Raw genomic sequence first — 22595 nt, forward strand, 5'->3', positions numbered from 1 at the left:
TGAAGTCTTCGACTATTAAAGAGACAGGCCACTATATGCCGCATCAAAAATTCATTGACTACCCCTCGGTCCGCTTTGAGGGTCAGCTCATCCTGCAATTATCGACGTGCTTCGCGCGTATTCTGCTGGCTCGCCTGTCAGCTCGCACGTTGCCGGTAAACAGCTCCGCTGTTTGTTTCACTGCAACGACCCCGCAATTCCGGACGCACTCCGCGCGTGTTCCGCTGGCTCGCCTGTCGGCTCGCACGTTGCCTACAAACAGCTCTGCTGTTTGCTTCACGGCAACGTCCGACAAGGGGAGCCAACGATATAATCAACGAACTTCTGACGCAGGACACCAATGCGCGGCGTCATTGCCACGGGCTGTCTTGCGGAGTTGGTGAGATAGAAGCAGCAAACAACCGGCGTTCAACCATGTACGGAGGCAATATGCTGCTCAAGGCTGTGTTCTGGGATCTGGACGGCACGCTTATCGATTCCGAGCCGCTCTGGCATGACGGCGAAATCGAGATTGCACATGCCAATGGCGGTGAATGGACCGAAGAACTCGGATGGTCCGTCTCCGGTACGCCTGTGCCCAATGTGGCGAAGCACATGATCGAGCGTGGTTGCACGCTCAGCGTCGAGGAGATCGATGTGCAACTCAAGGACTACGTGTTCCAGGCCGAGGTCAGGCGTCTGCCGTGGATTCCCGGCGTGCTGGACGTGTTGCGCTCGCTCAAAGAGGCCGGTATCCCCTCCATGCTGGTAACCACCTCGCCGCGGCGCATGGCGGAGAACATCATGAAACAGTCCGACGGTCTGTTCGCCGGATATGTATGCGGTGACGACCCGTACGAGCACAAGCCGAACCCCGCCCCCTATCTGGCTGCGGCCGCCAAGCTCGGCATCGCCCCGGAGGATATGGGCGAATGCGTGGTGTTGGAGGACTCAGCCGTAGGCCTGAAGGCAGGTGCCGCCTCCGGTGCCACGCTCATTGCGCAGACCGGCTGGATTCGCACCGACACCTCCGGTCTCGGCCAATTCGCCTCCATCGATTCCTATGACGGCATCGATGCCGCCGCGTTGGACGAGTTCGTCCGCAGGCGTCTGGAGGCCTGATCGTTGTGTTGATACCGGCTGACATGCCAGTGCCACGCCGGTATCAACACCAGACTGCCGGGTCCTAGTGGTCTGTCTCGTAATTGTTTGAGTGGTGTTGCCCCCCCCCTCTGATGGGACGTTGCCGTGAAGCAAACAGCGGAGCTGTTTGTAGGCGGCGTGCGAGCCGACAGGCGAGCCAGCATGCCGCGCACGCAGTGCGTCCTTAATGGCAGGACGGGCTGTCAGCGAAGCTGACTGGGGAAGAGACAGAAGTTGAAGCCCTTAATTATTTAAGAGACAGACCACTAAAACTGTGCAGATTTCAGTGGAGTCGTCGGCTGTATCGGCCCCGCTGGTAGGGTAGGGGATGGTTTGCCCCTTGGTTGTCGGCCGCCGGACGCCGTTGCGCGCCGTTATGCCGGTATGACCATAAGGCGTGAGTACATTACGGAATTCAACTCTTTAGGAATCGCATGGGCTTTGTCAATTTCATCCTCGAGCTGCTGAAGGACCCGCGTGCCGCCATCGCCGGCTGGATTGCCATGGGCGTGGCTCCCACGTTGGGCTTCATCTTCCTCATCGTCTTCATCGAGACCGGTGTGGTGTTCTTCCCGTTCCTGCCCGGCGACTCGCTGCTGTTCGCGGCCGGCGTGTTCGCCGCACCCGATGCGGCGACCGGCAAGGCCGCTCTGCCGTTGTTCTGGCTGCTACCGGTGGTGTGGTGCGCGCCGATCATCGGCGACCAGTGCAACTACTTCATCGGCCACTTCTTCGGCCGCCGCATCATCCAGTCCGGCAAGGTGAAGGCCATGACGCCGGAGCGCATCGCCAAAACCGAGCACATGATCGAGAAGTGGGGCCCGTTGGCCGTGTTCCTCGGTCGTTTCTTCCCGTTCATCCGCACGTTCATGCCGTTCATTTCCGGTATCTCGGGCATGCGCTGGAGCCGCTTCACCCCATTCTCGGTGCTGGGCGGTCTGTGCTGGTCCACGCTGTTCACGCTGCTGGGCTACTTCTTCGGCAACATTCCAGCCGTGCAGGATCATTTCGAATTGGTGATCGTGCTCATCCTGCTGGTCTCGCTCGCGCCGACCATCATCGGTCTGTTCAAAGCCAAGTTCGGCAAGAAACAGCCGGTGACCGATTCCCAGCTCGACGTTATGGAATCCGGCATCGAACATCTCGACAAGTGACGATTCGACAGGTGACGTCGCCAACCGTCTGACGGTCGGTTGACGGTTGTGTGGCTGGCGGTCGTATGGCCCGGTCCCTCAGCGGGAGGGGTCGGGGCTTTTTGCATAATGACTGGGCGCCCGCGTACATTGCCTGTGTACTTACCGTCCCCGAGAGGTTCGGAACCCACTGAAACTCACTGTAAGTATGCGGGATGACGAGGCAGTCACGTACATACAGTCCCTGGGAGGCCTCAAACGGACGGTAAGTACGCGTGACCTTCGTCAGTTCGCGTACTTACCGTCCCAAGACTCGTACATACCGTTCCGGGCCGCGTGTATTTACTGTCCGTTTCGCGGGCCGAATGCCGGCGATGAGCTGAGATACCCGTTCCACTGGCCTCTGTTGCTCGTATCCACCCTGCTGCCGCTATTATCGCCGACCGGTCCGGCATGGCGTGCGTTCACGAGCCGGCGAACCTATCCACATGCGCTGTGGACGACATGCTGGGCTGTGGATAACCCGGCAAGCTGGAACCACATTGCCCGTTCCGGATTGAACCGGCTAGGGACGACACGGTTCAATCGGCCCATGACCAGCAACACCACACCCCATGTGGCACGTCGGATGAGTGCGCCGGCGTTGGCCCCTCCAGGCGTCCCATTGCCTGCGGACGAAGTGCCATCTCCCTCACTTCGCTATTACACGCCGCCTCCCAAACCGTTGGCCTCCTGCGAACGCAAACGTTCCAAGGATGCCCCTGCCGGAGCGCTCGCCGTAGACACAACATTCCAGAACATCGTGACGATGACCGCCGGCCACAGCGGCATAGGTCTGAGCGTCATGTCTGCCATGCTGGCTTGGACACTGACGGAACGCGGCCGCAGTTGCGCGTTGGTGGATGCCGATTTCGTAGGCGGATGTCTCGATCTGCTGCTCGGTGTGGAACGCGAGTCGGGTCTTCGCTTCAGCCAGGTCGAAGCTCCGCTCGGCTACATCGAGGGCACCGCGCTCAACCATGACCTGTTGGTGTGGGAAGGCGTTCGTGTGCTGCCGTACGATCCCTGGAACGCCCGCCAGCCTGACTGGTGGGAGGTGCAGGCGGCGGTTCGAGCCCTGGCTCAGGCCAACGATGTGGTCATCGTGGACGCCGGACAGGGCGGTCTGGTCGAAACGGTCAATGATTTGCGGTCCTCCATGCACATCGTGGCGGCGGAGCTTTCCGTCATAGGACTGGCCAGAGCCAAGACCCATAGGATGCGGTTGGACTCGTGGGGATGCCCGACGCCTCGTATCGTGGGGGTCCTGCCTCGCGGCAAGCCCCGCGGCCGGGGAGAGGTGGGCGTCCCCGAAGCGGAGGATTACCTGACCGCCACGGTTCTCGGTCCCGTTCGTCCCTTTGCGGGATTGTGCGGCGATGTTTTGGAAGGATTAGGCATCCGATCGATTCCCAAGGGAAGCCGCAAAGCCATAAATCTGTTGGCCGATGCGATCGAGCAGACCATTCGGCCCATGCATGCGGCCACGGAACCGGATTGGTGACCTTATGAATGGCCCGGTTCACGGCACCCTGTTTTTCGGTCTTCTGGAAGGATTGGCCGCAGACGCGCGTGTCACGGACGTGGCGGTCACCTGTGATGGCCGGGTTTGGGCCGACCGAGGGGACGGTATGCATGAGCATCGGCTGCCGGTGCCGTTCCGGTCATCTCAGGTGGTGCGGGAATATGCCGTCCAGCTGTGCGCGCAACTCGGGCGAAGGCTGGATGACGCCTGCCCAATCGCGGACGCCGCCAGTGTGGACGGCATCCGCGTCCACGCGGTGATTGCACCGCTGGTGCCGCAGGGAGCGGCGATCTCCATACGATTTCCGGACAGGTCCGGAACGTCATTGTGGACGCTGGGGCAGTCCGGCATGTTCCCGGCGCCTTGGTTCACGCTGCTGACGGGATTGGTGCGCAACAGGGCCACCCTGCTGATCACTGGCGGCACCGGCGTGGGGAAGACCACGCTGGCCAAGGCCTTACTGGCCGAATGCGACGCCGACGAGCGCATCGTCACCGTCGAGGAGGTTCGCGAGCTGGGTGATGTAGGCCATGCCAATCATGTGTCGCTGGTGGCGCGCGAGGCGAATGTCGAAGGCGTGGGCGCCGTCGGATTGCCGGAACTGACCAAAGCGACATTGCGCATGCGGCCGGATCGTGTGGTTTTGGGCGAGTGCCGTGGTGAGGAGATCGTGGACTTGCTGCGGGCCTTCAACTCCGGGCATCGTGGCGGGCTGACCACGCTGCATGCCGACGGCGTGGAGCGGGTCCCGGCGCGTATGGTCTCCTTGGGACTGCTTGCCGGCGTGGCGCCGGAGGCCATGGCCATGCTGGCCGCTGGAGCCTTCGATGCGGTGCTGCATTTGGAGCGGGTCAACGGTCGTCGTCGCATCGCTCAGATTGGTGGATTGCAGGCATCGCGAGCCGGTCTTGCCGGAGTGCCGTTGGCTGTATGGGACGGCTCGGGAGCTCCATGGCGCGCTCCGGAATGGGATCGTTTCCTTGCCCGATGGAGCGGTTGACCGATGTGGTGTGCATTGATGGTGGCATTGGCGGTTGTGTTGTGGCCGGTCGGAGGATCGCGTGCGGCGGCAAGATTGGAACACTGCCTTCCGCCCGGTCATGGCGCCGAGGTCAGTGCTCGTCGTGCTGTCGCCGGTCCTCTAGGCGGGCGGAGTCCCGGCGCCCACAGTAAAGGCCGGTACGGCGCGTCGGCTCGCGTCGGCATCGCACAGGTCATCGCTTCGGCCATCGCTCGCATGAAGGGCGGCGGCACCATGTTGGAAGCGTTCGAGGAACAGTCCGGCGGAAGATTCGCCATTCGGAAGCTCACCATGCGTCAGCTGGAAGCAGTGTTCGCCGATTGCCGTCTGAACGATGAGTCGCGGGACCAGTCGGGGCATGCCGCAGCTGGCGTCGCCGCGGCGGCACGGCTCAGTGACGAGCTGGGATGCCGGATCGTGCCGTGTCTGGAAGCGGTGCTTGACGCCTATCGTCAGATGCGTTTGATGCAGCAGCTCACCGCGCAGGCGTTCGCCGTGCCCAAGGCGACTGTCGGTCTGCTGAGCGTGCTTCCTGCGGCGACGGTGCTGCTGGGTGAATTGATGGGTTCACATCCGATGGGCTTCCTGCTGACGGACGGTCGGGGACTGGTTTGCCTGATGCTGGGAGGCTGCTGCTATATAGCCGGGCTGGCATGGATGCGGGCGTTGATGAAAGGGGATTCGGGATGAGTGCCGCATGGCCCGTCGCTGCGGCATGCTGTGCGGCCATTGCGGTCTGGATGCACAGCATGCGTGGCGGTGCTGCCGGGCGTCTGGATGTGTCCGCATATGGGCGCACGAACATTGATGCCGGATCATCCTGGACCATGCTTGTCCTGCGCATGGTCCAGGTCGCGTTATGTGAGGGTGCCTCCATCCCCGGAACGTTGCAATCCGTCGGACGCGCCATAGGGGGTGAATGCGGCGACGGCATGGAGCGAGTCGGCGCCGCGCTCAATCGTGGAGCCTCCTGGGCGGACGCATGGGGCGCCGTGACGATTGAGACAATTGGCGAATCGAATGGCCGACATCATGTGATGCGTCGTGAGACGGATGAAGGCCGCAAGGCGTGCGAGACGCTGTCGCTGGTACGGGCCGCACTGGAATCCTCGTGGAACCATGGCGATGCTCCCGGCATACGTCTTGATGCCGCCATCGAACAATGGGACCGGGATGAGCGCGCGGCCATAGAACGTCATGCGGCGAGCCTGTCCGTAAAGCTGTTGATGCCCACAGGTCTGTGCTTTCTGCCGGCCTTCGTGCTGATCGGCATCATCCCCGCCATAGTCTCGTTCGTAATGTGACGACTGCGTCTAGGCCTCGCCGGTCCATTTTTTAGCTCCCCTTGTCGGACATTGCCGTGAAGCAAACAGCAGAGCTGTTTGTAGGCAACATGCGAGCCGACAGGCGAGCCAGCGGAACACGCGCGGAGTGCGTCCGGAATTGCGGGGTCGTTGCCGTGAAGCAAACAGCGAAGCTGTTGGTGGGCAACGTGCGAGCCGGCAGGCTGCGCGCAGTGCGCTCCATATTTGCAGGACGAGCTGGTCCACGAAGTGGGCCTGAGAGGTAGTGAATTCACAACGAGTTTCTGGCGCAGGCCACTAGCGTCCTCTTTGGTTATCCACATTGTCGGTGGATGACATGCCGGGGTGTGGATAACTCGGCAAGCTGGAACCACATACCCGATTTCCTTGCAAAAGACGCGACTCAATCACACACAGTGGAAGCACCCCGTGCCGTTTCCGGTGCGGGGGCCACATCATCCACCCGAGCGGTCATGCAGGCGCCGGCACGGCTGCTCCGCAACGAAAGGAACGAACGCCATGACCTCCCCAGCTCCCCTCATCGTCGATGAACACGCCGGTCCATTCGCCCGTGGAAGGGCCGGATTGGCGGCACTCCGAGCCAAAGCCTATGAGCGCATCTGTGTGCTGGATGCACGTATGCGCACATTGACCGCGGAACCCGAGGAAGGCGCGGCCACTGCCGAATACGCGGTGGTGCTGATCGCCGCCACGGGTTTTGCCGCCCTGCTGGTCACCGTACTGAAGTCGGACGCCATCAAGACGCTGCTGACGAACATCGTCAAGAAGGCGTTGAACGTGGGATGACCCTCATGATTACGGAAGAAGCATGCCGGCGGCGTGCGCGATGGCCGCCGAAAAACCGAAACGAGTCGTCCGATGTCATGCCGCTGAAGCGACCAGGATGGATGGGGCACGATTCCGTGTCTGCCGTCTCCGCCAGAGCATCCTCATGGTGGGAGCGTGGGTCGGCCACCGCCGAGTTCTCCATGGTGCTGCCGAGCGTCATTGTCATAGCCTCCTTATTGCTGGCCTTGGGCCGTGTGGTTTCGGTATCCATGGACTGTCATAGCGCCGCTGCGGCTGCCGCACGCGAATTCGTCGTATTCGAAGATGCGGCGGCGGCCCGCACGGTGGCTGCGGACATAGCAGGAGACGGTGTCGCTACGTCCGTGCAGCGCGAGAGCCGGTCGGCGCGCGTTCTGGTCGAGTGCTCGGTATTGCCGGGGCCGCTGAATCTGACACCTACCAGAATCAAGCGGGAGGCGGTCGCCGTTTTGCAATGACGAAAGTGGTGTACCGCTGCCGCAATGGCTGCTACGTCATGGTCACTGCCGTCGCGGTGACCATATTGTTACCGGTCGTGGTCGCATATCCATCCTGCATGGCATGCGACCACATGATATGAGCGAAGGAACGGGATGATGATGAGGCGATTGGACAGTCTTGAAGAGGGGTCGGGCACCATGGCCGGCGTCATAGTGGTGCTGATGGCCGGAGTGGCGTTGGCGGTCGTCGCATCCGTGAGCAATCTTCTCATCTGCCAACAGCAGGCGCGTGCCTTGGCGGATTTGACGGCGTTCTCGGCCGCCTATGCGGCTTGGCATGGGAACGCCGCCGACCCATGTGCACTCGCCCTTGATACGGCTATGGCGAACGACGCCATGCTTGCTGATTGCGTTACCGAGGAAGACGATGTATGGGTCGCCGTCGCGGTGGCTACCAAGGTACCGATTGCTCCCAGCGTGGAGTACCGGGCCCGCGCAGGGCCAGTGGACTGCCGGGAAGGAGAGGTCTGATGAACCGGTATGTGAGATAAGGCGCAGTGGATGAGGAGCGTCGCTCTGGCGGGCCAGGACCGGTATTGGTTAAGGTGATGATATGAATGAATGCAACGAACGCTGCCGCGTCGTGGCCATGGTTGGCAACCCCACTTCGGATAAAGGGCGTGGCGCCAAAGTGGACGCGCAGGTGCTCGCATTGCTGGAGCAGGCGGGTGCAATGCACGGTTTTTCGGTCATCGACATCACCGGAGACAGTTTCGACGATTCTCTGAGACAGGCGCGGGAACGTGCGCATGAGTACGACTATCTGGTGGTGGTCGGTGGCGACGGCATGATCGCGTTGGGAGCCAACGCCGTGGGGTGCAGCGGCAAACCGTTGGGCGTGGTAGCCATGGGATCGGGCAATGATTTCGCACGCGGGCTCAAACTGCCGGTCAACCGTATCGAGACCGCGGTGGAGGGCATCGTCGGCGCGATCGTATGTGGTTCGACCATTGACGTGGACATGGGACGTGTGGTCTCGCTGGACGGCGGACGCGCGGTCGACCCGACCACAGGCGACGAATACGAATCCGAGGAGGAGGGCGGAGCCCCTGCACATCCCATAGATCGCTACTATGCCGGCATGCTCTCCTGCGGGATTGATGCCAGCATCAACAATCGCGCCAATCATTCGCATCTGCCGAATGGTTCATTACGGTATTTCGCTGCGGTATTGGTGGAACTCACCCGTATGAAGCGCTATGGATACCACGTCAAAGCCACGTTGGCGGACGGGTCCACGGATGAGCGGGACATCATCTCGCCGTTGCTGACCGTGGCGAATTCGCGGCACATCGGAGGCGGCATCGAGGTATCGCCGTATTCGTGCTTCTCGGACGGTCTGCTGGATCTGGTGTGGATGGACCATGTGCCGAATGTCGGTGAGTGCACGGTGGCGGTGTCCAACGCCTACAACGGGCGGTTGCTCGCCTCCCGCGTGTTCGGCTGGCATCGCGTGCGAGAGATTGAAATCACCCGTGCCCAGGATGGCGATGAGCCACCGCTGCTGATGGCGGATGGCGAGTATGTCGGACATCTGCCGGTTCGTGTCATGGCGGAGGACCGCGCCTTGCGTGTGCTGGTGCCGCCGGCCGTGGCCGCGCAAGGCATCGACGATCGGCGGCAGGTGAACGACGCCATCGTCCGGGATGGTCGTGACCCGCTCACAGGACGATTCGTATAGGTGCCGGTTGGGGCGCCCGGCTCAGGCGATGTAGTTTTCGATATGCAGCGTTTGGGCTATGACCTGCTTGATGGTCTGATCGTTGACATCAGGATGCGAACGGACCAGTGAGATGAGCCCCACGATCAGGGCGAAGAAGGTCTCGTGAATGTTGGCGATGGGCAGTCCGTGCTTCTGCGCGAAGTCACGAACGGTGGTTTGCGCGATGTAGTCGGCGATGCGGTCGGCGGCCCTGTCGATGAACTTGATGTACAGTTCGGCGTTGCCGTCTTGGATCATCCGGTTCGAGAACGGGCTTTCGTCCGCGATGAGCGCGCGTAGCAGGCGGACGATGTCATCGAGCGCCTTGTTGATATTGCCGGTTTCGCGGGACTGGTTCCAGCGCTCCAGCTTGGTGAGTATCTCATCGATGACGTCATCGAGCACCGCGTCCGCGACGGCGTCCTTGCCCTTGAAGTAGTGGTAGAACAGCGATCGCGTCATGCCGACCTCGCTGGCTATGTCGGAGACGGTGATGCGGGAGAAGCCCTTCTCCAGGCAGATGGCTCGGGCGGCCTGCACGATGGCTTCGCGGCGGGCGTCGCCGCGGGTGTTTTGACGCTCCTCGAGGATCTCGCTCATGATTGCTCCTACCTTCCGGACGGTATTGACACTATGTTAATACTTGTCGTGCTTGGCGGGGGCGGCGGTTCTTCCGCGGTTCTGGGACGGGCGGTTCTGGGGAATAGAGGTTTCGTGAGCGGCCGGTTCCATGAACAGTCGTTCCATGAACGGATGATCTCAGCGACGGCCGGTTCCGGTGGCCCGGCTGGTGTGGCGGATATCCGTCCGGGCCATGTCGTCGTGGCCGTAACGTCGTGACGGGGCGTCGGGTCCGGGCTTGGAGCGGCTCGGGGGAATGTCAATGTAGGGGACAAGGTAGGTTAGTAGGTATGGCACTTGCACTATATCGTCGCTATCGTCCGGACACCTTCGCGGGTGTGATTGGTCAGGACCAGGTCACGGTTCCGCTGATGCGCGCCCTGGATGAGGGCAAGCTCACGCATGCCTATCTGTTCTCCGGCCCCCGCGGCTGCGGCAAGACCAGTTCGGCCCGTATTCTGGCGCGTTGCGTCAACTGTGCCAAGGGCCCGACGTCGCATCCGTGCGGCGAGTGTGAGAGCTGCAAGGATTTGGCCACTGGAGGGCCGGGGTCCATTGACGTGGTCGAAATCGACGCGGCGTCGCACAATGGCGTCGATGATGCCCGTGAGCTGCGTGAACGTGCAGGGTTCGCCCCCGCCCGTGACCGCTATAAGATCTTCATCCTCGATGAGGCGCACATGGTGACACAGCAGGGCTTCAACGCGCTGCTCAAGATCGTCGAGGAGCCGCCCGAGCATGTGATGTTCATTTTCGCCACCACTGAGCCCGACAAGGTGATCGGCACCATCCGTTCGCGCACCCATCACTATCCGTTCCGCCTTGTGCCGCAGGAGGTCATGGGCCCGTATCTGGAGACGATCTGCGGCAAGGAGGGGATCGCGCCGGAACCCGGTGTGCTCAAACTTGCCATGCGCGCCGGCGGCGGCTCCGTGCGAGACACGCTGTCGGTACTGGATCAGCTCATGGTGGGCTCCGTCGAGGGGGTCATCACCCATGATGCGGCGGTGGCGCTGCTGGGCTTCACCCCGGAGGCGTTGATCGGAGAGGCCGTCGATGCGGTCATCGGACATAATGGCGAGGCGCTGTACGGCGTGATTCAGAAGGTCGTGGTCGGCGGTTTCGACCCGCGACGATTCGTGGAGGATCTGCTGGCGCGGGTGCGCGATTTGCTGGTGCTGACGCTGGCCGGAGACCGCGCGGAATCCGTACTGTCCGACACCGCCGAGGCTGAAGACATGGATGATCTGCACCGTCAGGCCAAGGCGTTGGGCTTGGGGGCGCTCACCGCGATGGCGGACATCATCAATGCCACGCTGGGTTCGATGACCGGTGCCATTTCTCCGCGCATGAGGCTGGAACTGCTGGCCGCCCGGTTGTTGGCGGGAAGCGAGTCGGGATTCACCGTCGCCGTGCCGGGCGCGCCAGCCAGTACTTTGGCCGGCGGCGCGGCATCGGCCGGGGCGGCTGGGGCAGGAGCGCAGGGATCGGGCGCTAATACCTCCGGTGGGTTCGTCGGGACATCCCGCGGCGGTTTCGCGGGAGCCAATCATGGCGGATTCTCGGGTGCCGAGCGTAACCGGAATTCCGGTGGTTCGCCGACCAGCCATTTCGTCGGGAACGCAGCGACCGCGCCGAATGCCGGCGGTGGCCAAGGTACCGGGGCGCCGGGTGCGGCAGGACAAAGCGCTGTGCAGCCGTCACCGATGCAGGCTGCCGCGACGAACGCGGGTCAGGTCCAGATGCCGGGGCAGGCTCAGGAACCTGCCGGATGGTCCACCGGCGCGCAGACAATTCCTGCGCCGGGTATGACTGGCGCGGCTGCTCCGTCACAGCCGGTTCAGCCGGTTGCCGGAGGGACTGCGGGGCGGCCGGATACCGAGCCTGTCGCCGGTTCCGCAGCGGACAACCGCACGCCGGACGAAAAGTGGCATGCCGCGGTGACTGCGTTGCCGGAGGGCATCCGCGAATATGTGTCCCGGGACAAGGTGCCGACCGTGAAGTTCGGTCCCAATCGCAAGGGTCTTCCGTGCCTGTCCTTGACCTTCGACAAGCCGCTCAGCCAGCATGCGTTTGCGCTCGCCGTCGATACGGACAGCGGCAAGAAGGCCGCGGTCGTGGTCATGGACGCGGTACGCAAGGAATTCGGTCCCACCACGGTCATCGCCCCCACTACGGTCGCGGCGAACGGTGAACGGGTTGAATCGGTGAAACGGATGAGCCCCGATCAGCTCGCCAAGGTCAAGCAGCAAATCGCCTTGGCCAAGGCGGGGCTCGCCGCATCGAGCTTGGGCGTCGGTCTGGGACTGCATTCCGGCAGTGAGCCGAAGACGGGCAAGCAGGCCGCCGAAGGGCAGGCCGAGGACGCCGACGACAGTCATCGAGCCGGTTCCGGTCACGCAAGTCCGGTGAACGGCGGTGCGGGAGCGGTGGCCGACGGCGGGGCCCCATTCGCCGTCCGGCAGACCGAACCGTTCAGCACACCTTCCACATCCAGTTATGCCGCAACTGGATTGCCGGATTCGGCAGATTCCGCCGCCTCGCCTGTGGTGGGAAGCGGTGGCTGGGACAGGCCGGTCCCCGCTGCGGATTCAGCCGATGACCCATGGGCCAAACCGGTGACGAGCGCCAAGCCGAATTCACACGCCGTCCCAGTCGCCCATCAGCATCAGGCTCGGCACGAGAAGAAGCATGTGGCGGTGCCGGATGTCAGCGATGGCATCGATCCGTGGGCGGTTCCTCCGCAACAGGCTTCCCCTGACGAACGGAATGCGTCGGACGGACAGGTCCGACCTGCTGGGCGGAACGGTTCGTTTGAACAGGCCGAACCTGTACGACAAGCCGTGACGGGCGATCGGGCGGGCGCGGCGGACGGGTTCGTGTCGGGAGCGGTGCCGGAGCAGAAGATGACTGCCGCGAGCGATGTGCTCCCACGGCCCGATAATCCCGGGGCAGATCACCGGAACGGTTCGGCGGCCGCTGGCGCGTCCGCGGCTGCGTCCACCGAGCGGGCCGGAGACCCTTGGTCGGACGTGCCACCGGCTGATGAGCCGCCGCACGACGATGACATGGCCGTCGATGCGTGGCATCGGCCTCCGAGCCAGGTCCCGGAAGCCGACCCATGGAACACGCCGCAGAACATGGCGCCCGCCGGCGACCCGTGGAACAGCCCGCAACAGGTGTCGCCGGCGGCCGACCCGTGGAATCATCCGCAATCGGGCGCGTCTGACGCAAGTCCGCGAGCCGAGACGGCTTCCGATGCGACGCCTGTACAGGGTGATGACCCGTGGAATCAGTCGCAGCCTGAGGTGCGGATGCGGTCGGATGCCGGTCCGGCGCAATGGGACCGTTCCGGACGTCCCCAGCCGCAATCGCAGTCATGGGCGGGCGCGGATGGCGTCAACGACTCGTGGAACCGCAATGGTTCGGCGGACTCTCCGCAGCCGGTTCGCCCGCAGGTCGCGGCGGACGAGGACGAATACTCGATGAACGACCAGTCGCTTGGCGATGCGACGGCCATGAGTCTGGAGGATCTGAAGAAGATGTTCGAGGTCAAGAAGGTCGAGGAGTTCGCCTCCGACGACCCCCGGAACCCGCGCAATATGCAGGCCGCGAAGAAGCCTGAGGAATAAAGAAGCTCGAGGAATAAGGCGTGCGCGTAATGCAAAGGGCCCACCGCCGCATGCACGTTTCCGTTTCTGGTTCCTTTGGCACAGGAGCCGGAAACGGGACCGTGGATGAATCGACGTGCCCCGGCAATGAGACGCACGCGTCATGAGCAATACGAGATATAAGCAAGGAGCATCACCATGGCATTGGCCTATGACGGCGCCGTGCAACGGCTGATTGACGCATTCGGCAAGCTGCCCGGCATCGGGCCGAAGGGAGCGCAGCGCATCGCCTTCTACATCCTGTCGGAGCCGGAGGATGAGGCGCGCGAGCTTGCGGAGGCCATTGAAGAGGTCAAGGAGAAGGTGCGGTTCTGCGATATCTGCGGCAACGTATGTGAGACCAGCCCCTGCCCGGTATGCGCCGACCCGCGTCGCGACCACACGGTCATCTGCGTCGTAGAGGAGCCCAAGGACGTGATGAGTATCGAGCGTACGCGGGAATACCACGGCCTGTACCACGTGCTTGGCGGTGCCATCAATCCCATGGCCAACGTGGGGCCGGCCGATCTGAAGATTCCCGGGCTCATCAAACGGCTGGAAAGCGGTGAGGTCGCCGAGGTGATCATGGCACTCGACCCGAACATCGAGGGCGAGGCCACCACCAGCTACCTCACCCAGCTACTGAGACCGGCCGGAGTCAAGGTCACACGACTGGCGAGCGGTCTGCCGGTGGGGTCCGATTTGGAGTACGCCGACGAGATCACCCTCGGACGTGCGCTTGCCGGTCGTCGCGAAGCCTGACAGGATATGTGCTAGTGGTCCGTCTCTTAAATAATTGAGGGCTTCAGGTTTTTCTCTCCCCCCAGTCAGCTTCGCTTGCCCTTAAGGACGCACTGCGTGCGCGGCATGCTGGCTCGCCTGTCAGCTCGCACGCCGCCTACAAACAGCTCTGCTGTTTGCTTCACGGCAACGTCCCATCAGAGAGGGCCGACACCACTCAAACAATTGTGAGACAGACCACTAGGGGCATACGGTGCCATACCGTACGGTACGGATACGGATTACGGGCGGTGTGGACGGAAGCGATGTGACGGATGCGTCAGGGATACTGCGCATGGCCAACATTCCGGAAGCATCGGACAGGTTCGGCATAACGAACCTGCCGAATTCACCGGTTTTGCCGAACTTGCCGGTTACAGGTTCGCGTCGTCCGCGCGGCTCACACTGTCCAGGCGGCGGTGTGCCGGATGATGTTGGTGATTTGGCGTCGTCGGCTGATTCGGACGGCGGCCAATCCGACTATCAACACACCTGCGGTCACGCCGATGGCGATGTTGCGCGCGTCCCAGATGTCTTTCGGCTCCGGCGCCGGCACCGGGATGGCCACGCGATGCCCGGAGATGAGCAGACGATGCGTGTTCACGCCGTACGGGGTGCAGGTCATCAAGGTGACGCGGTCCTCGCCGGGCACGATGCGAAGTTGTGAGGTATCGTCCGGCAGAATCACGGAAATCCGGTCCACCTTGTAACCCAGCGTCTCGCCCATGACCTCGATGTAGAAGAAGTCGCCCTTCCGCACCTCGTCCAGACGGGTGAACATCATCGCCTCCACCAGACCACGGTGCCCGGTGATCACCGCGTGGGTGGATTTGCCGCCGACCGGCAGGCTGGTGCCATACAGGTGACCGGCGCCGGAGGCCAACGCCTCCTCGGAGGTACCGTGGTAGATCGGCAGATCGATGGACTGCTTCGGCACCTTGATGGTTCCCATCACCTCGTTGCCGGAATCGAGCAACGACTGGTATTCCTTGTCTTTCTTCGATGCGGAATCCTCGCCGCTGGCGCGGGAGCCGCCCTGCGAGGACGCGAATGGGTCCACGGCCTCGCCCAGCACCGGCTGTCCCGAATCGGCGAGCGTCCGATTGTATGCGCGGGCGGCCTTGAGCTCGTTCTCGGCCTTCGGATACGGCCAATTCGCCACGTCCCTGGCACTGGTAGCGGCCGTCGCGGCCAACTCGAGGCCGGACTGGTATTGCAGGACCAGTGGGAAGCAGGCCACGGCCACCGCAGCCACCAACAGCACCACGGTGAGTATGCGCATCGCCAGCAGGTTGCGTTGCAGTCGACGTCGTTCCGCCAGAAGGTCGGTGATATCGACGGCTTCGGCGAACGACGGGGCGTTGAAGCCGTGTGAGGCCGCATCGTCATGCAGAGACGCACCATGCCGGGTCGTATCGCGCGGAACGTGCCGCTGCGAACCAATGACGTTGGCTGTGCGTTGTCCGGCACGGTGCGAGGCGACATGGGCGCCTGCGCGGCGCTTGCGAGACCAACTCATAATCCTTCGTCCTTCCGGTAGCCGTGCCGTCGATGCGAGACAATCCGGAGCGCGCATGGGAATCATCGCACGAACGTCACTGTGCGAAACGTTACTCCGTTTCGAGGCGCCCGCACAAACGCAGCCGGTGCGGCAGGTGCGAAAAGGAAAGGGCCCGGTGATGAAGCCGGGCCCCGAGAGAGGAAGAGGAGAAGAAGAAAGGTTCGTTCAATTATGAGGCTCTGCGGAAACCCCGCCGGTGCGTTTTCGTTTGCCGGTACTTATATATAACCGCGTGAACTTGTACGCAACGATGGGGTAGCCGCAAAGGCCTCTGCCATCATGCTGAAAGGTTGCTGAATTCGTGAATTAGCAGGGAGGGATGAGAGCGGCGGGCTTGCGGGGAGCGGCTATATGTGCTGGCTGTGGGAGGATAGTGGTGGGGCATGGATCCTGGGACGTAGACCGTGTTGGTACTTTCCGCGTCTAGAGAGCTGGTGCCCTGAGCCAGGAGCTCGTTGATTGTTGTTGGGTCCCTTCAGGACGCCGCGCGCAGGGCGCGTCCATACTTGCAGGACGAGCTGGCCCGCGAAGCAGGTCTGAGGGACAGTAATTCATCTACGAATTATTGACGCGGCATACCAGCCGAACCGGCCCTGTGTCCATATGCCGGCGGTGTGCCACGAGGCGGAAGACGGCGTTCGTATAATCGTTGCGTTTGCGTAGAATGTTCGCAACATTCCCCAAGAGAAGAACAAAGGACAGCAGTGGCTCTCATCGTGCAGAAGTACGGCGGCTCTTCAGTGGCCGACTCGGAATCGATCAAGCGCGTGGCCAAGCGCGTCGTGGAGACGAAGAAAAAGGGCAACAAGGTGGCCGTGGTGGTCTCCGCCATGGGTGACACCACCGATGATCTCATTGATCAGGCGCTGAGCATCGACTCCAACCCGCCCGAGCGCGAGATGGACATGCTTATGACCGCAGGCGAACGCATCTCCATGAGTCTGCTTGCCATGGCCATTCATGCCGAGGGTGAGCGCGCGCACTCCTTCACCGGTCAGCAGGCCGGTTTCTTCACTGATGCCCGTTATGGTGCGGCGCATATCAAGGCCGTCAAGCCTGATCGTGTGAAGAACGCCCTCTCGCTGGGTGATGTGGCCATCGTGGCTGGATTCCAGGGCATCAACGCCAAGGGCGACGCCACCACGTTGGGTCGCGGAGGTTCGGACACGTCCGCTGTGGCGCTTGCTGTGGCGCTCGGCGCCGACATCTGCGAGATCTACACCGATGTGGACGGCGTGTTCACCGCCGACCCCCGCATCGTGCCTGCGGCCCGCCGCATCCCGGTCATCGGGTACGAGGCCATCCTCGAGATGGCCTCCTGCGGTTCCAAGGTGCTGGCGCTGCGTTGCGTGGAGTACGCGCAGCGTTTCAACATGCCGCTGCATGTGCGTTCGTCCTTCTCCCACCGTGCGGGCACGCTGATCGTTCCCGACGGGGTGGACCCGCGCACACTGCCGAACCTGAACTGATCGGCCGTCGATGTGCCACCGGGCATTGGACGATGCCGGGCGGCTGGCCCCGGACGATGAATGACGCGACGCGGGATCGACCGTGATCAACGCGACTCATCGTAATTCGGTGGGACCGTCATCATCGCAATCACAACGTCAATAATCGCAAAACCCAAGCAAGACAAGGCAAGACATGACTGAAGAAGAAGCGAAATCCATGGGCGATCTCTTCCCCGACCTCGGCCCCGAGGCGCCGGTGATCTCCGGCATCGCACACGACCGTTCCGAGGCGCTCGCCACCGTGCGCGGCGTGCCGAACGAGCCGGGCATGGCCGCCAAGGTGTTCACCGAGCTGGCCACCGCCGGCATCAACGTGGACATGATCGTGCAGGCCGGTGCGTCGGTGGGTACGGCGGACATCTCCTTCACGGTGCCGGAATCCACCGTCAAGCAGGTGGAGGATGTGCTGCTCGATAAGCAGGACGAGCTTGGCTACCACTCCTTCGACGTGAACACCAATGTGGGCAAGGTGGCCGTGGTGGGCGTGGGCATGAAGACCCACTCCGGTCTGGCGGCCAAGTTCTTCCAGGCGCTGAGCGACAAGGGCATCAACGTGCTGATGATCTCCACCTCCGAGATTCGTATCGCCGCTCTGGTGCCGCTGGACCAGCTCAACGAGGCCGTCAAGGCGTTGCACACCGCCTACGGCCTTGACGCCGATCAGATTGAAGCCGTGGTGTATGGCGGCACCGGCCGCTGAGTCTACGGAAAGGATGCGTTGGCGGCCTGCGCCAGTAGCCTGACTGTTCTTGGCTCTTCTTGTCATGGGAGTTGCCTTGCGCAGCGGGTCTGAGAGGTAGTCAATTTGTAGACGGACCTCTGATGCGGGACACGAATGCTGATTGTTATGAGAAAGCCCTCCGTGAGGAGGGCTTTCTCCGTTGCAAGGGGTAGGTTCGGGGTTCTGCGGAGAGGCATCTGCCTTGCAAGGGGTACATGGCGAAGTATGCCCTCCCCCGAAACGGCATTATGGCGTTGCGGGAACAGGTCCGATACTGCAGGTTTGGGGGATGAGGTACCCCTTGCAAGGCAGATAGCGCCGGCTCTTGAGCATTTCGGTGCATTCGAGCGCGCCGCCGGCGGTGCCACGCAGCGTGTTGTGGGCGAGTCCGATGAATGTTGTTCCCTTGCAAGATGGATAGCGTCTGAGGGGATGCGCACTTCGTTGTTCTGACACTCTGCCGTCCTGTCCGGCATGAATGCGGAAACGCAAAAAGCCCGTCACTGCGCATACCAATGGCGCGGCGACGGGCTTTCTGATGCGGCTCCAGCCGCTTTCCGCTACTTTTTCGTGATGTAACCGAGGGCCTTGAGCATTTCGGCGCATTCGAGCGCGCCGCCGGCGGCGCCACGCAGCGTGTTGTGGGCGAGTCCGACGAACTTCCAGTCGAAGATGGAGTCTTCGCGCAGGCGGCCGATGGAGACACCCATGCCACCCTCGTAATCGACGTCGAGCTTGACCTGGGGGCGGTCGTCCTCGGTCAGGTACTGGATGAAGTGCTTCGGCGCGTGCGGCAGACCAAGCTCGGCGGCCTGCGAGGTGTAGTTGACCAGTCGGTCGATGAGCTCCTCCTTGGTGGTCTTCTTGCCGAAGTTGAGGAACACAGTGGCGGTGTGGCCGTTGAGCACGGGCACGCGAATGCACTGCGAAGTAATCTTGAGCGGGCCGTCGAACGGCACAATCTCGCCCTTCTCGTCGTCCACATGGCCGAAGACCTTGAGCGGCTCCTTTTCGCTCTTGGCCTCCTCGCCGGAGATGAACGGGATGATGTTGCCCACCATCTCGGGCCAGTCCTTGAACGTCTTGCCCGCGCCGGAAATCGCCTGATAGGTGCTCACGACCACCTCGTGCGGCTCGAATTCCTTCCAAGCGGCCAGCGCCGGGGTGTAGGCCTGAATCGAGCAGTTCGGCTTGACGGCGATGAAGCCGCGCGTGGTGCCGAGACGCTTGCGCTGGTGCTCGATCACGGCGAAGTGCTCCGGGTTGATCTCCGGCACCACCATCGGCACGTCCGGGGTCCAGCGATGCGCGCTGTTGTTGGAGACCACCGGCGTTTCGGTCTTGGCGTAACGCTCCTCGATGGCGCGGATCTGGTCCTTCGGCATGTTCACGGCGGAGAACATGAAGTCGACGTCCGCAGCCACGGATTCGGCGTCGTCGCCGTCGACCACGGTCATGCCCTTGACGTACTCGGGCATCGGCGTTTCCATCTTCCAACGGTCGCCGACGGCCTCCTCGTACGTCTTGCCGGCGCTGTGCGCGGACGCGGCAAGCTTGACCACTTCGAACCACGGGTGGTTCTCCAGCAGCGTGATGAAGCGCTGGCCGACCATGCCGGTGGCACCGAGCACGCCGACCTTCAACTTTTCGGACATTTCAACCCCTTGGGTCAGATGGATGGGTTTTCGTACGTAACTCTCAATGGTACGGAATCGGCGGTCTCATGACGCGCATCCTTCCGTATGATGGCCTGCATGGTGGATTGGTGTTCCGCCGAGACGGATGCTTGGCCGGGCTGGTTTCGCTTGGGCGTCCGGCTTGAACGGTTGAATGGCGCCGCCGTCCGATGCGGTCCGAGTCCGCGCGTTGGAGGTCTTCATCCCGACATGGTGACGCGCTAGGCTGGTAACCATGTCTATCGCATCAGTAGAGGCGCAGAAGCAGCTTGACCGTATCGTGGCCTTGGGATACCCGGATGTGGCCGATATGTCCGCAGCCGCGTTCCGTTCGCTCGCCCGACCGCTGATTGAGGCGCTGGAGCAATCCGATTTGGGGTCGAACATCCTGCTGGTGCCCACCCGCGAGCTGGTGTCGCCGGAATCGTTGATCGCGCGAACCTCCATCAACCGTATGGCCGGATTCACCACCATGCCGCCGCGCGACATCGCCAGCTTTTTACCGCAGGACGGCTTCGAGCCGCCGGAGGGGCCGTTCTATCTGGTGGTGGACCCGCACACCGGCACCTGCTACATTAACCGCGAGCCGGATGTAGCCCGTAAGCTCATCGACTCCGACGATCGGCTGCCGCTCACCCTTGAGGAGGGACTGGCCATCGCCACGCAGCACCCGGAATGGCTGCTGGAGAAGAACGGGTTCAACCTGCTCGGCTCACGTTCGGCCGATGGCCGTGTGCCGTCCATCTGGATGAGCCAGAACGCGCCGCGGCTCGGCGCCGTTTGGCCCAATTCCCGGCACACATGGCTCGGCAACGCCTACTGCATGGCCCGTCGCGGCATCAGCCTGTTCCTGTAGCGGCTGAGACTGAGGTTGGGCAGTACTGAAGCCCTGATGCTAGTGGTTTGTGGGACAGGTCCGGTAGAAGACCGTCGATTACGGTGGTTGCGTCCGCTCATTTCAAAGTTCCCCTGGGTCACGTCCCTTGGGCCGCGCGGCCTCGCGCATTAGAATGGTGGATGATTGCACCGTTCAGGTAGAGAGAAGACAGGGGATGTTCTGTGCGAAGTGCGGTGCCGCCAATAGCGACGGCAACAAGTTCTGTACCGGGTGCGGCGCGCCGCTGAAGGGCACGCCTTCCTACCAATCCAATCAATCCAATACTTATGCGCAAACGGGCCAAGGCCAGATGCCGCCGGTGCCGGGCACTGTACCTACGCCGCAGATGCGGCGTCCGGCGAATATGCAGGCTTTCGGCCCGGCCATGAACACGGTGCCATTGCCGCCCGCAGCCGTTGCGTCGCCGCAAACCGCGATGCCGACGGCTTCGACGGTGCCCACTGCATCTGTTTCCGCCAAAGCCAAGCCGAGTCGTCTGATCATCGCGCTGATTGCGGTATTGGCCGTGCTCGTAGTGGCCGGCATCACCCTGTTTGCCACATGGAAGGCGGAACTGTGGGGCGGCAGAACTTTGCCGGATCCGGCAAGTATCGTGCAGAGCGCCGCCGCCGAGGGCGGAAAGCCGACGACGATCAAGGCCAAGGACGTCACCGACGCGCTGAAACAACGGGGTTTCAACGCCAGAACCGAAAAAGTCTTCTCCGGCAAGGACGTCGGTGCGTTCGCCGGATACAAGGAGAGTGCGGCCGGCAGTCGTATCCCGTCTGGATCCACGGTCACCGTGCAGGAGTCGGCTGGCCCCGGAGTTCCTCAAGACACGATGGGCAAGCCCGCCAAGCAGGTGCAGGGCACCTTGGAGGACATGGGCGTGCCGGTACATTACAAGCAAGTGTATGTGAGCGATACCAAGAAGACGCCCGAAGGCACCGTGGTGGCCACGGACCCTGTTGCCGGTCAGGGGCTTGCCGAAGACAAGCGAGACGATGGCATCTACGTTGGCGTGGCCACCAAGGGCGACGGATTCGTCGCCGACATTGTGGGGCAGGACGTCAAGCAGGTCCAGAAGAATCTCGAATCGATGGGCTACAACGTGGCGATTGCTCCGCGGCTGTCCACGTCAAAGAACGTTGGCAAGGTGACCGGTTCCAATCCGGCGCCGGGGTCGTCGGTGCCCAGCAAACAGCAGATCACGTTGTATTACGGGGTGGACGCCAAGGGCGTCAGAGACGCCTTCACGTTCGATTCGCCGGAAACCGGTCACAAGATGATGGGTGCTTCATCCTCGCTGGCCGCAGGCACATGGTGTACGAACGGCGGCGACTGCATCACGTTTGATGCGCAAGGCGACGAATATGGCGCCGGCGGCTCGCATATCGAATATCCAAAAGGCCGTGACGGCACCGATTATGGTGACTACAGCACGCTGATGTCCTGCGCGATAATGGGCACCCCGTATTGCGAGAGCGACGCATACCTGCTGAAGCAGGACTATGGGGCTTTTGAGCTGATGCCCGGAGCGAGCCTGACCAACTACTGGTGCAATGGCACCATGCGCAACGATGCGGATGACTCTTGTTCAGATGGTGAGTACCATATGCAGGATTTCTTCTTGGCAGTACCCGCCGGTTCCGATTTGAAGGGCTTGGAGTCTGCAAGATACTTCGATTCGGATGCACTGGCCGCAGCCAAGAAGCAGAAGACTGTGGATGCGAGCCGTCCGTTCCTGCTGTATCGCGATCCGAAGCTGTACAGCAAGACCACGGCGCCCCGTGACAGCGAGGAGACTCCGAACCCGTTCGTACCGAAGGCCCCGCGGGCGGATGTATCGGATGAGCTCGCCAAATTCAAGCCGGCTCCTAGTGATGCGAACGCCTACTACTTGGTGAGCACGCCTGGAGACTATGATTGGGGCGCCTTGCGGGACGCCGACATGAAGTGACTGCGGAGAGAAGACCGGGGATGTTCTGTGCGAAGTGCGGTGCCGCCAATAGTGACGACGATTA

At 62.4% G+C, this 22595-nt stretch carries 19 protein-coding genes; 16 read left to right on the forward strand and 3 right to left on the reverse strand.

Translation table 11 applies throughout. From position 1 onward, the window contains the following. Positions 1–429 precede the first annotated feature (429 nt). From BMYO_RS07990 to BMYO_RS08035, 10 genes are all read left to right on the forward strand, one after another. Entirely contained in the window at positions 430–1101 is a 672-nt protein-coding gene (locus BMYO_RS07990; protein ID WP_094667960.1) for an HAD family hydrolase, read from the forward strand. Between the two features lie 455 nt (positions 1102–1556). Further along, positions 1557–2276: a DedA family protein gene (locus BMYO_RS07995; RefSeq protein WP_094667961.1), complete on the forward strand. Its 720-nt coding sequence runs from the start codon at positions 1557–1559 to the stop codon at positions 2274–2276. Positions 2277–2979: 703 nt separating this feature from the next. Continuing rightward, on the forward strand, positions 2980–3798 hold the full coding sequence (locus BMYO_RS08000; RefSeq protein ID WP_338024383.1) for a P-loop NTPase: 819 nt from the start codon (positions 2980–2982) through the stop codon (positions 3796–3798). 4 nt (positions 3799–3802) lie between these two features. Next, positions 3803–4819, forward strand: coding sequence for a TadA family conjugal transfer-associated ATPase (locus BMYO_RS08005; RefSeq protein ID WP_094667962.1), 1017 nt, complete (start codon positions 3803–3805; stop codon positions 4817–4819). A gap of 3 nt (positions 4820–4822) precedes the next feature. After that, positions 4823–5530, forward strand: coding sequence for a pilus assembly protein (locus BMYO_RS08010; RefSeq protein ID WP_169834098.1), 708 nt, complete (start codon positions 4823–4825; stop codon positions 5528–5530). Continuing rightward, positions 5527–6144 (forward strand): hypothetical protein, encoded by a 618-nt coding sequence (locus BMYO_RS08015; RefSeq protein WP_094667963.1) that lies wholly within the window; start codon positions 5527–5529, stop codon positions 6142–6144. The genes BMYO_RS08010 and BMYO_RS08015 overlap by 4 nt, the downstream gene beginning before the upstream one ends. A 519-nt stretch (positions 6145–6663) precedes the next feature. Then, positions 6664–6951, forward strand: a complete 288-nt coding sequence (locus BMYO_RS08020; protein ID WP_094667964.1) for a DUF4244 domain-containing protein — start codon at positions 6664–6666, stop codon at positions 6949–6951. Next, positions 6948–7430, forward strand: a complete 483-nt coding sequence (locus BMYO_RS08025; RefSeq protein ID WP_233428219.1) for a TadE/TadG family type IV pilus assembly protein — start codon at positions 6948–6950, stop codon at positions 7428–7430. Before BMYO_RS08020 ends, BMYO_RS08025 begins: the two co-directional genes overlap by 4 nt. Positions 7431–7565: 135 nt before the next feature. Continuing rightward, a complete protein-coding gene (locus BMYO_RS08030) occupies positions 7566–7943 on the forward strand; it encodes an Rv3654c family TadE-like protein (protein ID WP_233428220.1) in 378 nt (125 codons plus the stop codon). 82 nt (positions 7944–8025) lie between these two features. Further along, positions 8026–9153, forward strand: coding sequence for a diacylglycerol/lipid kinase family protein (locus BMYO_RS08035; RefSeq protein WP_094667965.1), 1128 nt, complete (start codon positions 8026–8028; stop codon positions 9151–9153). A 21-nt stretch (positions 9154–9174) separates the two neighbouring features. On the opposite strand, the gene BMYO_RS08040 is transcribed toward BMYO_RS08035, so the two are convergent. After that, a complete protein-coding gene (locus BMYO_RS08040; protein WP_094667966.1) occupies positions 9175–9774 on the reverse strand; it encodes a TetR/AcrR family transcriptional regulator in 600 nt (199 codons plus the stop codon). Positions 9775–10085: 311 nt separating this feature from the next. On the opposite strand from BMYO_RS08040, the gene BMYO_RS12665 reads away from it, so the two are divergent. After that, on the forward strand, positions 10086–13427 hold the full coding sequence (locus tag BMYO_RS12665) for a DNA polymerase III subunit gamma and tau (protein WP_094667967.1): 3342 nt from the start codon (positions 10086–10088) through the stop codon (positions 13425–13427). Positions 13428–13604: 177 nt separating this feature from the next. Continuing rightward, positions 13605–14207: a recombination mediator RecR gene (gene recR, locus BMYO_RS08050; protein ID WP_094667968.1), complete on the forward strand. Its 603-nt coding sequence runs from the start codon at positions 13605–13607 to the stop codon at positions 14205–14207. A gap of 418 nt (positions 14208–14625) precedes the next feature. On the opposite strand, the gene BMYO_RS08055 is transcribed toward recR, so the two are convergent. Beyond that, the gene (locus tag BMYO_RS08055; protein WP_094667969.1) at positions 14626–15744 is read right to left on the reverse strand and encodes a class C sortase; all 1119 of its coding nucleotides are present in this window, start codon (positions 15742–15744) and stop codon (positions 14626–14628) included. Between the two features lie 746 nt (positions 15745–16490). Here BMYO_RS08055 and BMYO_RS08060 point away from each other — a divergent pair. Continuing rightward, positions 16491–17255, forward strand: a complete 765-nt coding sequence (locus tag BMYO_RS08060) for an aspartate kinase (RefSeq protein ID WP_094667970.1) — start codon at positions 16491–16493, stop codon at positions 17253–17255. Positions 17256–17430: 175 nt separating this feature from the next. After that, positions 17431–17997 (forward strand): ACT domain-containing protein, encoded by a 567-nt coding sequence (locus BMYO_RS08065; protein ID WP_094667971.1) that lies wholly within the window; start codon positions 17431–17433, stop codon positions 17995–17997. Between the two features lie 581 nt (positions 17998–18578). Here the strand turns inward: BMYO_RS08065 and asd are convergent. Next, positions 18579–19673, reverse strand: a complete 1095-nt coding sequence (asd, locus tag BMYO_RS08070) for an aspartate-semialdehyde dehydrogenase (RefSeq protein WP_094667972.1) — start codon at positions 19671–19673, stop codon at positions 18579–18581. 256 nt (positions 19674–19929) lie between these two features. Here asd and BMYO_RS08075 point away from each other — a divergent pair, with 256 nt between their 5' ends. Both BMYO_RS08075 and BMYO_RS08080 read left to right on the forward strand, forming a co-directional pair. Further along, positions 19930–20550 carry a DUF5701 family protein gene (locus tag BMYO_RS08075; protein ID WP_094667973.1) on the forward strand — a complete coding sequence of 207 codons (621 nt, stop codon included), beginning with the start codon at positions 19930–19932 and terminating at the stop codon, positions 20548–20550. 196 nt (positions 20551–20746) lie between these two features. Further along, positions 20747–22531 (forward strand): PASTA domain-containing protein, encoded by a 1785-nt coding sequence (locus tag BMYO_RS08080; protein ID WP_158216967.1) that lies wholly within the window; start codon positions 20747–20749, stop codon positions 22529–22531. Positions 22532–22595: the final 64 nt, after the last annotated feature.

It is taken from the genome of Bifidobacterium myosotis, from assembly GCF_002259745.1.
Taxonomy (GTDB): Bacteria; Actinomycetota; Actinomycetes; order Actinomycetales; family Bifidobacteriaceae; genus Bifidobacterium; species Bifidobacterium myosotis.

Coding starts and splice junctions, on each gene's coding strand:
- BMYO_RS07990 (WP_094667960.1), top strand. CDS start 430: ATGCTGCTCAAGGCTGTGTTCTGGGATCTGGACGGCACGCTTATCGAT.
- BMYO_RS07995 (WP_094667961.1), top strand. CDS start 1,557: ATGGGCTTTGTCAATTTCATCCTCGAGCTGCTGAAGGACCCGCGTGCC.
- BMYO_RS08005 (WP_094667962.1), top strand. CDS start 3,803: ATGAATGGCCCGGTTCACGGCACCCTGTTTTTCGGTCTTCTGGAAGGA.
- BMYO_RS08010 (WP_169834098.1), top strand. CDS start 4,823: ATGTGGTGTGCATTGATGGTGGCATTGGCGGTTGTGTTGTGGCCGGTC.
- BMYO_RS08015 (WP_094667963.1), top strand. CDS start 5,527: ATGAGTGCCGCATGGCCCGTCGCTGCGGCATGCTGTGCGGCCATTGCG.
- BMYO_RS08020 (WP_094667964.1), top strand. CDS start 6,664: ATGACCTCCCCAGCTCCCCTCATCGTCGATGAACACGCCGGTCCATTC.
- BMYO_RS08025 (WP_233428219.1), top strand. CDS start 6,948: ATGACCCTCATGATTACGGAAGAAGCATGCCGGCGGCGTGCGCGATGG.
- BMYO_RS08030 (WP_233428220.1), top strand. CDS start 7,566: ATGATGATGAGGCGATTGGACAGTCTTGAAGAGGGGTCGGGCACCATG.
- BMYO_RS08035 (WP_094667965.1), top strand. CDS start 8,026: ATGAATGAATGCAACGAACGCTGCCGCGTCGTGGCCATGGTTGGCAAC.
- BMYO_RS08040 (WP_094667966.1), bottom strand. CDS start 9,774: ATGAGCGAGATCCTCGAGGAGCGTCAAAACACCCGCGGCGACGCCCGC.
- BMYO_RS12665 (WP_094667967.1), top strand. CDS start 10,086: ATGGCACTTGCACTATATCGTCGCTATCGTCCGGACACCTTCGCGGGT.
- recR (WP_094667968.1), top strand. CDS start 13,605: ATGGCATTGGCCTATGACGGCGCCGTGCAACGGCTGATTGACGCATTC.
- BMYO_RS08055 (WP_094667969.1), bottom strand. CDS start 15,744: ATGAGTTGGTCTCGCAAGCGCCGCGCAGGCGCCCATGTCGCCTCGCAC.
- BMYO_RS08065 (WP_094667971.1), top strand. CDS start 17,431: ATGACTGAAGAAGAAGCGAAATCCATGGGCGATCTCTTCCCCGACCTC.
- asd (WP_094667972.1), bottom strand. CDS start 19,673: ATGTCCGAAAAGTTGAAGGTCGGCGTGCTCGGTGCCACCGGCATGGTC.
- BMYO_RS08075 (WP_094667973.1), top strand. CDS start 19,930: ATGTCTATCGCATCAGTAGAGGCGCAGAAGCAGCTTGACCGTATCGTG.
- BMYO_RS08080 (WP_158216967.1), top strand. CDS start 20,747: ATGTTCTGTGCGAAGTGCGGTGCCGCCAATAGCGACGGCAACAAGTTC.